Origin of the sequence: Fulvivirga kasyanovii (assembly GCF_009711405.1) — a bacterium.
Classification (GTDB): Bacteria; Bacteroidota; Bacteroidia; order Cytophagales; family Cyclobacteriaceae; genus Fulvivirga; species Fulvivirga kasyanovii.
The window spans coordinates 5,515-17,488 of record NZ_SMLW01000544.1; the positions used below are offsets into that span (position 1 = coordinate 5,515).

6 protein-coding genes are annotated in these 11,974 nt (G+C 42.9%); all 6 read right to left on the minus strand.

Features of this window, described 5'->3' with window-relative positions; all coding sequences use genetic code 11:
- Positions 1-331: 331 nt before the first annotated feature.
- Positions 332-1,546 carry a glycosyltransferase gene (locus E1163_RS12845; RefSeq protein ID WP_155172334.1) on the minus strand — a complete coding sequence of 405 codons (1,215 nt, stop codon included), beginning with the start codon at positions 1,544-1,546 and terminating at the stop codon, positions 332-334.
- A gap of 18 nt (positions 1,547-1,564) precedes the next feature.
- Complete coding sequence (locus E1163_RS12850) at positions 1,565-3,796, minus strand: exopolysaccharide transport family protein (RefSeq protein ID WP_155172337.1); 2,232 nt, start codon at positions 3,794-3,796, stop codon at positions 1,565-1,567.
- Between the two features lie 14 nt (positions 3,797-3,810).
- Positions 3,811-5,100, minus strand: coding sequence for an OmpA family protein (locus tag E1163_RS12855; RefSeq protein WP_155172340.1), 1,290 nt, complete (start codon positions 5,098-5,100; stop codon positions 3,811-3,813).
- 28 nt (positions 5,101-5,128) lie between these two features.
- A complete protein-coding gene (locus tag E1163_RS12860; protein ID WP_155172343.1) occupies positions 5,129-6,148 on the minus strand; it encodes a PorP/SprF family type IX secretion system membrane protein in 1,020 nt (339 codons plus the stop codon).
- The gene (locus E1163_RS12865) at positions 6,145-7,845 is read right to left on the minus strand and encodes an MBG domain-containing protein (RefSeq protein ID WP_155172346.1); all 1,701 of its coding nucleotides are present in this window, start codon (positions 7,843-7,845) and stop codon (positions 6,145-6,147) included. The genes E1163_RS12860 and E1163_RS12865 overlap by 4 nt, the downstream gene beginning before the upstream one ends.
- Before the next feature lie 123 nt (positions 7,846-7,968).
- Positions 7,969-11,974, minus strand: a 4,006-nt coding sequence (locus E1163_RS12870) for an MBG domain-containing protein (protein WP_155172349.1), incomplete at its 5' end; no start/stop codon positions are given.

Sequence of the window (11,974 nt, forward strand, 5' to 3'; positions counted from 1 at the left end):
ACAAGCATTTGAAGTGTGGCATTAGCCTAAACATTGGGGAACAGCCTAAGGGACTGCCTTTCGGGCCTCTTGCCTGATGTATACTATTACAAAAGACTTCACCTTTTGCTGAATAGATAGCCCCTGGGGTCTTTGTATGGTTGGAGCTTATAAAAAACTTATTGCTTAGGGAAAAGCCACTCGCAACCTCGTGGTGGTTGTCCTTATTTCAGCCCATGCAGAAGGTTAGCTATGGCCTGAATTCCCTCTCAATTTACGTCCAATAGAAAACGCCTAAAGAAGAATGGCTTGATTAATCATCTTCAAATAGCATTGAAAATAATGCAGGAGTTTATGATGCTTTTACATCCTTTTCTTCCATCACCCTTTTCATTACCTGATAAATATTTTCAGCATTATTTTCCCAGGTATGAGACTTGGCAAATGCAATACGCTCTTCTGCTATCTGTTCATTATCTTCAGCAATGGCCCTTCCGATCAATTCTGCGAACTCCTGAACGCTCTTGCTCAGGTACACGTATTTTTCAAAGTAGATCATTGCTTCGGTATAGGTAGCCACTACAGGCTTGCCCATAGCCAGGTATTCATCCACTTTTCGGGGGTAGTTACCAATCGTGAGGTCATTGACCGCCTGTGGGTTTATAGCTACATCAAACGCAGCAATGTATTGTGGGAGTTGGTGTGCCTGCTTATTTCCAAGGAAGTAGACGTTATCCATGTTATGCAGCTTTGATTGTTTGAAATCATCATCTTCCGGACCTACCAGCACCAGACTACCTTCCTTCATAGAGCCGGCCAGATGCTCCATCAGTGGTATATCCAGCCGCATACTGGTAAGGTACCCCAGGTAACCTACTACAGGCCCGGGGATGTCCTTCATATCTTCAGGCCTGCCGGAGATTTTGCCACGGTCAAACAATGAAAGGTCGCACCCCTGCCCAACCATGTATGAGTGTTCATTATACTCTTTAAGATAGTTGGCAAGGAAATCGGAGTTCCCAACCACAGCATCATATTTTTGAGCCAGCTCGGGTTCCATTTCAAGCCCGTGCCTTGCAAAATAATCCTGAGAAACCAGGTTGTCACGGATATAGTAAATTGAGAGGTCTGGCGATAACATCTCTTTTGCATAAAAACCCAAAAACATCGAACTGTCATTAAACAGTATAACGTCCTTGAAAGAAAGCTCGTCAAGCGTTTGCTCTATTTCCTCATAGAAAATCCGGTTGTTGCGCTTATTCAGGAACGTATAGAGTGGAGATTTAGGCACCCAGTTAATACTTTCTATCATTTTCTTAGGATAGAGTGTCCATAGGCTATCTGACACCTGAACCAGCCCATTTTGGCGTCCTTTAATGATCTCCTGCCTTTTCTTTACCTCCTCGGTATGTTTTTCCCTGATGCTGGTGATCCTGTTGAGCGGCTCATTGACATAAAGCACCCTGTTATGTTTCGCAAACTCCTCCGCAAGGTTTTTGCAGTTGCTGCCTATTGAAATATCCCATGGTTGTATGCCTATAACGACAATATCTCTGCCTTGAATCATCCGATGGATTAAGTGTTTTTAGATTTTTAGATTTTCATTCTCCACTTTATTGAGTACCGCTCCCATTAAACGACCATTCAGTGATTTCAGGTAACTGATTGACTCCTTATCTTGCTGCTTTATGGTCGACTCGGCAGAAAATACCGGCAGTACCACATCAACATATTCTACCAGCTCCTTGGTATCAGGGAAATCATTCAGGGCGGCTCCTTCCATTAAAATATAGTCATAGTTTTGCTGAAAGGTCTTGATCATTTTCTTAAAGTCACGCCCTGCAAGTATTTCCATCGGAGAGTTGGTCGATGGATTGCTACCGATAATGTCTATATTCCGGTGTCCTGTAGGGTAAATGATCTTTCTGGTGAAGTCCTGATCTTCCTGCTCTTCATCTACAGGGGTACCTTCCTGATTTGGTGCGTTGATCAGATAGTTCTTTCTACGCTTATCACCTTCCTCCAGCATCTTGTGAAAATTAGGCTTTACAAGCAATTGTTTGGTAAGGCCGTTATTCTTAAAGTTGGTGTCGATAATAAGTATTTTCTTTTTGATAAGGCTCAATGAATAGGCCAGGCAAAGAATAAAAAAGGTCTTACCCTCTCCCATTTTAGTACTGGTTACCAATACAGAGTGAGCTCCTGAGCCCTCAAGCTCAAACCTGATCTTTCGAAGCAGTTGTTTAAAGACTATCAGATCAGGATGATGATTGTTCTCACTGAATATATCCGTTAGTTTCAGGTTTTTAGTGGCGATCCTGTTTACCGTACCGGCCAGTTGAAGTTTGGTAACTTTCCTGAAGTTATCACTGGTCTTGATCCTAAAGTCTACAAACTCCATCAATACTATAAACACCACACATAGGGCAAAGCCACTAAAGCCAGCCAGAGCAGTGATGATCAGTGTATGGGAAGACTCGGGTTCAAGCGCAGGTTGTCCTTCTTTGACGATTCTGATTGAACTTCCTAAAACCAGAGAGCGGTTTTTGTATTCGTTATATTTATCCAGCGCCTGATTGTATTCCTTGGTTGCCAGCTCAACTTCCTTAGTCAGGCCTTCAAGGGTATACTCTTTTGTATTGTGCGATGATATTTGAGCCCTGAGCCTGCCCAGGGTATTGTTTATACTTGCTAAGTTGGACTCAGCAATATCAAGTTGCAATTCGTAACTGTCCAGTTCCTCCTGTAGTGCAGCTTCATCAAGCAGAGTGGCTTCCGTACCCAATTTGGTCATTTCAGTTTGCATTTCATCCCGCAACTGGGCGATAGTTCTTTCCAGCTCGGCATCCTGAGAGCCTCCATCAATATAGAGCTGGTTAAGCTTATTGATCCTGTCCCTCAATTGAAGTACTTTAGCATTGTTCCGCCCGTTTTTACTACTGGCTCTGTCCAGCTTATTTTTAGTCTGGATTATGGAAAGCCGGAGTGCTTTTATGTTGCCTTCCTCCTCGCGTTTCTTCACCTCATACTCCATGATCTGATTGATCTTTAAGTCACTTTCCAACTGCTGGTTAAGCACCTGATTGTTGCTTTTGAAGTCATTAAGCCTCGCTGTATGCTCGTCAAGAACAGCCTTCTTCTCATCCACAAGTTTAGCCAGAAGTGACACAGACTCATCAGACAATGACGATTTCAGATTTCTGTTGTAACGAATAAACTCATCACTCAATGTGTTGACCACATAAGCAGACAGCATTGGGTTTTCAGACGTAAATTCTATAGAGATAAAGTCAGAATTCTTAACCCTGTGAATATTCAGGCCGCTTTCCTTTAACCAAAAAGAGTTGTACTTATACAATTTCAACTGCTCCAGAAGTTTTACTTCCACCGGATCAAAAGCTGACAGTAATTGCATAGAGTTTAGCTTCTCCTTGTATATCTTCACCCATTCCTGCTTTTGCTCTGGTGTTGGCCTTTTGATGTCCTCATTTTCGGAGTAATCGACCGTTCTGAAAGGCGTCTCCGAGGTAAGGTCATGAATAATAAGGTTGTATGAAACCAGGGTAACTACCAACTCTGAATTGATCTGCTCTATCAGGTTATTAAAATCCTGAGCAGTTTTACCCATGTTAAATTTTTCATCCGTTAACTTCACCGATTCATCCGTAGTGAAACCGGTAGCAAGCTGCGCACTGGATCTGTAGTTCTTAGGCAGGCTTGACATTACTATAAAGGCAACAGTTGCTCCTATTATCGGAATGATAATCAGCAGCCATAACCGCTTCTTTATTAGATTTATGAGATAATAAACATTCATTTCTTTATCTGCAATTAATTTGGTGGATTAGAAATTATAATTAAAACACCTTGTTGCTTTTCGCTTACAGCACCTCCCGATTCAGCACTATACAACTTCCCAGAACTAGTAACACTTATCTTATCCTCATTAATTCCAGAAAGCTTCAAATAATTTACAATTTTATCCAATCTTTTATTGTTAACCTCGGCATTTTCATTTTCATCTGCAAAACTGAGTAAATTTATCCGGGAGTAACGCTGATAATTCAAATCTTTTACCACATCAGATAATATTGTTTTCTGATTTTCCGGGATTTCATAGGACTGGTTTTCAAAAGCAATAAAATGTTCTCGTTTGGAACCTTCATTCCTAAGGTCTGCCAGTATTCTTCTGGCCTCTTCAATCAGACTCTCCTTAAGGGCAGTCTGTGTGTTCTGCTCTACACCAACTATTCTGCTTTGATAAATATCTGACAAATTTCCTTCTCTGTTACTTGTGAACATCACCGTGGAATCTGCACCAATAGTGAGATAGGCATCAAACCCCGGGCTATTGATCTTACCTCCAAGGTTTCTGGGCTTGCTCCAAACCGTCCAGCTATCGTACAGGCGCTCAGATACAAAAAGGTCTGCATCACCATAGCCTCCATGTCCATTGCTGGCAAAGTACAGCCTCTTTTTATCATCTGATAGAAACGGGCTGATTTCAAAACCGGCGGTATTTATAGTTGTACCCAGATTAACCGGTTTTGTCCAGTACCCACTGTTGTTCTTCAGGCTTACATACAGGTCTTCATTCATTTGCGACTTATCCCCTTTCATGGAAATCAGCAGCACATCATATGACGGACTCATGTAAAATCCCACAAAGTCGTTACGATTAACCCCGGGAATATCAATGACCTCCGGTGTTGTCCATTTTCCGTTATATTTTTTAGTGAAAGCAATACCCCTGTGGTTATTATAGGTATTAAGGAGGTAAAGCACCTCATTGCCTTGCTTAATCCCAATAACTGCATTGTTATCTTTATTATTCAGTACCCCGATGTTATTGGTAGCGTTGCCCCACTCACCATCGTCTTGTTTTTCAGAAACCCAGATATCCATTCCTGCATATTTCCCGCCGGTATTTCCATTGTGAAGTGCCCTGACAAAATACAGGTGCTGACCATCCCTGGACAGGATTGGATTTACCTCTTCTGAATCAGAATTAACTGAATTACCCAGCTTTACCGGCTCAGAAAACTCAAAATCCTGAGCCTGACTGACAAAAACTATTCCGGTAAATAATAATATGGTGAATGTTAAACTCTGAATATGCATTTATCTTTGGTTATCTTATGTTACTGACCTACCATAGTCTTGCAGGAGTAGAATATTTATTAAAAATGGCTATTCCTAGCGTGAATTCATGATTACCTGTTGTAAACTCCTTTAAATCATTAAGATAGTAGTCATAAGAATAATTAATACTGTACTTGTTCTCAAAAGTCAAACCAAAAAGTAGTGCAGCTTTTACATCATTTTCATAGGCGAGGCCGAGATAGATCATTTCACTATACCTTATACGGGCATTGGCCTCCCAGGTGACCCCGTACAGGTCGCTGTAGCTTACCCTTGCACCAGGATAAAGATCAATTATCGGACTCAAACTGAATTGTACTCCTGTGATGGCATGATATGAAGCATCGGAAGTAAGTTGTAGCAATTCTCCCCCACTCATATTTTCTGAGATTAAATTGGAAGATGAAAAACCCATATAAAATTTATCACTGTAGAGAGTCATTCCAAAATCCCCAACAAACTGTTGTTGCTTTCCTCCATTCGAGTCCTTCAACATATCGATAAACGGGTCGCTCTCCTCTCGAAAAGTATAACCATTGAGGTTTACGTCGTAATTAATGTAACGCACCCTTGCACCCATTGACAAGCTTAAATTACGGGATACGGGCAGGTGATAGGCGTAGTTCAGGTTTGCAGACATGGATTTAAATGGACCAACTGTCTGCGATGTCACCATACCACCAACCCCATGCATGCGTTTTAACGAACTGGAGCTGGCTACTTTATCGTAGGCTTCCGGATTGCTTATCCTTAGTGAATTGTTTTTAAATACTGTCGGTGATGTTCTGCCCAGCGAGGCATAGGCACTTAAATAAATAGAGTTATTCTTATCCTCAAATCCGTTCCATCGCTGGCGGAATGCGCTCTTCACATCCAGATATGGCTCCATTCCGGTAAAACCGGGGTTTTCCGAAGGTAAGTTTAAATAATACTGTGTAAAAGTCTGCTGCTGACCGTATGATCTCAAACTCACGATCATCAAGCCTAAAGAAAGCAGTAAACCGATATACTTTGTTGTAACTGTCATCTTAATAGTGTCACCGTACCCCGGTATGTTCTCTTTCCGTTATCCAGATCAATGGTATAGAAATAAGCCCCGGCAGGCAGCATTTTGCCCCTGTATCTGCCATCCCACTGGCAATCCGTGCCGCTGCACTCGTATACCTCTGTTCCATTGTTATCAAATATCGAAATTGAGATTACCGAATAAAGTTCCAAATTTACAAAATTCCAATAATCATTTACATTATCTCCATTCGGAGTAAAAGCATTTACTATATCTAATTCGGGAAGTACATAAATGTTTATGTCTCTTGAAACCGGATTACTCTCGTACGATCCATCGTCCACAGTTATGGTGATGCGCTTTGCTGTAACATTGGTTTCTCCTAATATTCTGTTCTTGTATTTAACCCTTGATAGTGCTATTTCATAATTCGAGCGGGTATCTGTTCCCGTTAAAGTAAGTACACCTTGCTGTGGGTCAAATTCAGAAGTAATATTTTTATTTTCCTCATTATCATACAGAAGCACATCATCATCCATGGAATAATTGACATCAATGGACACCTTGGCTCCCTCCATTTCAGTATCATCAAAATCATTGATGATCAACGTTCTACTTACCGGTATACCGGGATCACCCTGGCGGTAAGTTATAGCATCACGTTCTAAATTGCTGATCACCGGCCTTCCTCCGGCACCATCACCCCCGCCTTCTCCACTGTCATTGATCACCAATGTAGCACTAGCCTCACCGAAGTAGTTTTGCTCCTGCACAACAGCCTCTACAGCGTATGAGCCTTTATCTACAGGGGGCGAAACCATACCATTATAGGTCACCTGCACGTTAAGGTCATCAGGGTCAGTAGTTACCGATACCGGTTTTGCGGAACCGTCATAGGCAGCCACGAGGTTTGACAGTGTAACCACTACCTCCCTTTTTTGTATAGTAAAAGAACTGCTGGCAGTTCCGCTATAGTTTGGATCATCTATAAGGGCTGTCACAGAATACTTCCCCGCATTGGTTGGTGCAGTAGATGCACCATTATATAAAAAGGTTACTGCAAGACCAGAAGGCGATGTAGTGGCAGATACTTGCTGCGGACTCCCGTTATAAATGGTTGAAGTGGTGGTCAATTGTATTGTTGCCGCTGCCTTTTCAACAACCAGCATACCTGTGGTGCTTCCCTCATACTCCGGGTCATTAATAACAGCCTCTACAGTGTACGACCCGGCATTTACGGGAGCTGATGGGGAACCATTGTAAGTCAGATCCACATTAAGTCCTCCGGGAGACGTTGACACTCCCGGAATATGAGGAGCACCATCGTAAGTTGTATTTAAATCATGCAGGGCCACTGTTGCTTCTTTTTTATGTATCGTAAGTGTGAAAGACTGAACAGAATACTCGTTATGGTTATAAACCCTTCGTACCATCAGTTCTATCGGGAAAACCCCGGCTTCTTTGGGTTTACCTTCCAGTTTGGCCGTACCATCACCCTCATCCTTCAGCTTCAGGCCATCAGGTAAAGTACCGCCCGACAATATTATTTCCCTCGAAAAAAACCAAAAATCGGTTGTTGTAATATTGTACTCGTATTTTTCATCTAATTTACCCTCTTCTACCGGAGTGCTGGTAAATTCCGGTTGAGCAACTACAATTGTATGAATACCCGAAAGGATGATGATCAAAAAAGATTTATATAAAATGCTCAGTTTCACTGCGAACGCTATCTTTTAATTATTGAGTATTGCCAGTCATTAACTAACTGTTACTCTTGACAAACAACTGAAATAATCAAAAGTTATAACTACTCTAAAAGTAAAGACGCAGCATAATCGGAGCTATTTAAATATTGTTACCGTACCCTTATATTGACGCTTTCCATTATTAAGATCGATGGTATAAAAGTAAGGCCCTGCCGCCAGGGGTTTACCATTATAGGTACCGTCCCATTCGCAATCACTTGTAGAGCATGAATAAACTCTCAAACCCTTCTCATCAAAAACAGAAATTTTTATAACCGAATAAAAGCTCAGGTTATCAAAATACCAGGTATCATTTGATCCATCGTCATTGGGAGTGAATGCATTGAATATCTTAACATCAGGCAGTACTTCGGCAATTTTTATCTGCCTGATCACCTTATTGCTGGTCTCCACCCCATCGGTTACTGTAACTGATACACTTTTATTCAAAACATCCGTAACACCCAGCACAGTATTACGGTACTGAACATTGGCCAGTGCATCTTCATAAACCGATCTTTTATCAATACCGGTAAGTGTCAAAACCCCTTGTGCAGCATCAAAGCTCCCCGTGATGTTAGGGTTTAACGTATTATCATAAAGCAGTTCATCTTCTCCGTTAACATACCCGGTTTCAATCCTTATGGTCGCACCCGCGATATCAGCATTATCAACATCATTTATGATCAGCGTTTCTGTTATCATACGGGCAGGGTCACCCTGACTATAATACAAGGTATCATCAGCATTAGTTAAGAATGGAGCATCATTTACAGAAACAATATTGATGGTAAGCCTGGCTTGTTGCTGCGACCAGCCAAAGCCATCGTAAGCACTCCAGTTAAAGCTGGTTTGTCCGCTTTGGTCTTTTGGCCCTGTATAAATGAAACCACTAATGGTTCCACCGGTAACCTGCACCTCATCACCGGGGGTCAACGGCTCTCCTTTCCACTCAAAACTACCTACCAGGCTTGGTACAGATTCAATCCTGATCTTGTTAATATTGTCACCGTCAGCATCCTGATACCCTGCACTAAAGTCACTAACGCTAAACGAATAGCCTTCGTCCTCATTAATTGTAAGTGCGATATCGCCAACCTGCGGTAATTGATTAATTCCAATGGTATAGGACTGGGTAGAAAATTCTCCTAAACCATCCGTCACTGTTAAAACCACCAGGAAATCACCCGTGGCATCTGCAGGCACTGTACCGGAAAGCACAGCCGTACCATCCCCCGCATCTGAAAGCGATAACCAGGGCGCCTCAATGTCACCGGTAATGGTCAACACATCACCCTCGTCAACATCGTTGGTGGTAATATTGTAGATATATTCCTCTCCTCCAACTACACGAATATCCGAGACACTGCTGGTGAATACGGGCTTGTCGTTTATAGGATTTACAGTTACCATGAAGGTGCGCTCAGTGCTATTTTTCACGGTCGCTCCATTATCCTTAACCGTTACGGTAACCGTAGCGGTACCATAGGCATCTGCCACGGGCTGAAACACTATCGAACCTGTCGGCTCCGGACTGGTATAGTTGATGGTAAAATTATTGATGAGATCGGTGTTATCAGAAGTAGCCGTTATTGTCAACTGCTGGCTCTCCCCTGTTCCTGCTGTAATTCCGCTTAGCGGCACAGTGACTGCTCCCGCATCTTCGCTCAACGGCCCAAGGTCTGCAATAGGATCCAATGTTGGCGGATTATTTTCGTACTGTACCGTAATGGTAAACGATTGGGTATCACTAGCCCCTCCAGTGTCCTGCACTTTCAGGTTAATAGGATAAGTCAGGTTATTGGTTTCATTCACCGGATGTACACCTGTCAAAGTTGCTGAGCCATTACCATTATCGGTGAGGCTGAGCCATGCAGGCAGTGCAGTAGTTGATACTATTGACCGACTATCCCCTGCGTCAACATCAGAGGTAGAAATGTTGTAAGTATAAGTCACACTTTGCCTGGCAGAAAGCACCGGCGGAGAAGTAAACTCAGGAGCATCATTAGTATTGGAAACAGCAATACTAAAAGACTGATCTGACGAAATACCAAAAATATCTGTTACCCTTAAAAGTACTGCATGACTCCCTACATTAGCATTGGCTGGCGTTCCTTGCAGTGTGGCCGTTCCGTTTCCATTATCAGTAAGTGTCAGCCATGTAGGCAAGGTTGGAGCAGTTATCGTGCGGTTATTATTATCCGGATCAGTTGTGGTTATATTATAAGTATATGAGGCATCTTCTGCTACAGCGGTAACAGGAGTTGAGGTGAAAACCGGTTGCTCATTGGAAGCAGCCACGGTAATAGTAAAGTTCTGTGTATCCTTGTTGCCTTTATCATCACTTACCTCAAGGGACACGAAGTGATCACCTATATCAGAGACTGCCGCAATACCACTCAGTTCGCCTGATCCGCCTCCCTTATCCGTGAATGTAAGCCATGACGGTTTGAAAACATTCGTATAAGTCAGTACATCTGCTTCATCTGCATCCGTTGCTACCGGTTCATATAAATAGCTCTCTCCTTGGAGAATACCGGTTATGGGTGTAGTTGTTATTTTCGGGTTATCCTGAACTGAGGCTATGTTGACATGAAACTGGTCTTCAACCCATAGTCCTCCGGTGTCCGTGACCCGGATCACAATATCAGCATCTCCATATTTATCAGCCGCAAAATCGATCACAAGCCTTTTTGATGAATTAATGAATATATTACTAAAAAGTGAGGGATTCGAATTGCTCTGAATAGTATAGATGAGGCTATTATCATCATCTTCCGCATCATCAAAAGCCTGCATAAGGTTAATTACAAAATTAGCCGCATCCTCGTTGACATTAACATCCAATATTCCGGAGGTCGTTGGCGGAGCATTTATTTTCAAAGTACCAGAGGCTGATCCGGTATAATTAGTTTCATTAATTGTAGCCTGCACGCTATATGAGCCTGCTGCTGTTGGTGCTGTTGTGGAGCCATTATAGGTGATTATGGTCGTTAGCCCTGAGGGTATAGTAGTTACCGTTACAGGTTTAGGGCTGCCGTCATAGTTTTGATTAAGATTAGATATACTGACAGTGGCCGTGGCCTTACTAATGGTAAGTGTACCTGTCGCAGAACCTGTATAATTAGGTGTGTTGACAGTAGCTAGTACTGAATAACTTCCTGCATTAACAGGCGCTGATGCAGAACCGTCATAGGTAAAGGTTACTGTCAGGCCGGAAGGCGTCGTAGTTGCTGTGGCATTTTTTGCCGTGCCGTCATATACAAAAGCCAGACTACCAAAGGTAATGGTTGCCGTAGCTTTCTGAATGACGAATACATCAGTAGCAGATCCGGTATAATTTGGGTTATTCACGGTAGCCACTACAGTATAGCTCCCTGCATTGGTAGGTGGTGTAGCTGATCCGTTGTAAGTATACGCCAAGGAAAGCCCCGAAGGCGATGTAGTAGCAGATGCCGACTTGGGTGTTCCATCAAACACGGCACTTAATGAGTTGAATGTTACCGTTGCACTGGCTTTAGTGATTTCAAAGGTACCCGAAGCCGAGCCTTCATAGTTGGTATCATTGATAGTGGCTTCCAGAGCATACGTACCCGCATTTGTTGGTGGAGTGGTTGAACCATCATAGGTAAAATCAACCGTCAAACCCGTGGGGGTAGTCGTAGCAGTGGCGGATTGAGGCGAACCGCTGTATACGACACTTGTGGTGCCCAGAGTAACGGTAGCTGCGGCCTTGGTTATCTCAAATGTGCCGCTGGCTGAGCCCTGATAATTGGCATCGTCTACGGTCACCTCCAACGCGTACGTGCCAGCATTTACCGGTAAGATAGTTGATCCATTGTAGGTGAAAATCAAGTCCAGGCCGGAAGGCGTTGTCGTAGCTGTAGCAGATTGTCCGGAACCATTATAAACTACACTCGTAGTACCGAGAGTGACGGTGGCTGGTGATTTTGTGATTTCAAAAGTACCACTGGCTGAACCAGTATAATTCGGATCATTAATTGTGGCTTCCAATGCATAAGTGCCAACTTCTGACGGTGGTGTTCCTGAGCCATCATAGGTGAAATCGACGGTTAAACCACTTGGGGTAGTTGTAGCGGTC

What these genes read in the sequence shown, in the direction of transcription:
- E1163_RS12845 (WP_155172334.1), bottom strand. Translation starts at nt 1,546, where the DNA reads ATGATTCAAGGCAGAGATATTGTCGTTATAGGCATACAACCATGGGAT.
- E1163_RS12850 (WP_155172337.1), bottom strand. Translation starts at nt 3,796, where the DNA reads ATGAATGTTTATTATCTCATAAATCTAATAAAGAAGCGGTTATGGCTG.
- E1163_RS12855 (WP_155172340.1), bottom strand. Translation starts at nt 5,100, where the DNA reads ATGCATATTCAGAGTTTAACATTCACCATATTATTATTTACCGGAATA.
- E1163_RS12860 (WP_155172343.1), bottom strand. Translation starts at nt 6,148, where the DNA reads ATGACAGTTACAACAAAGTATATCGGTTTACTGCTTTCTTTAGGCTTG.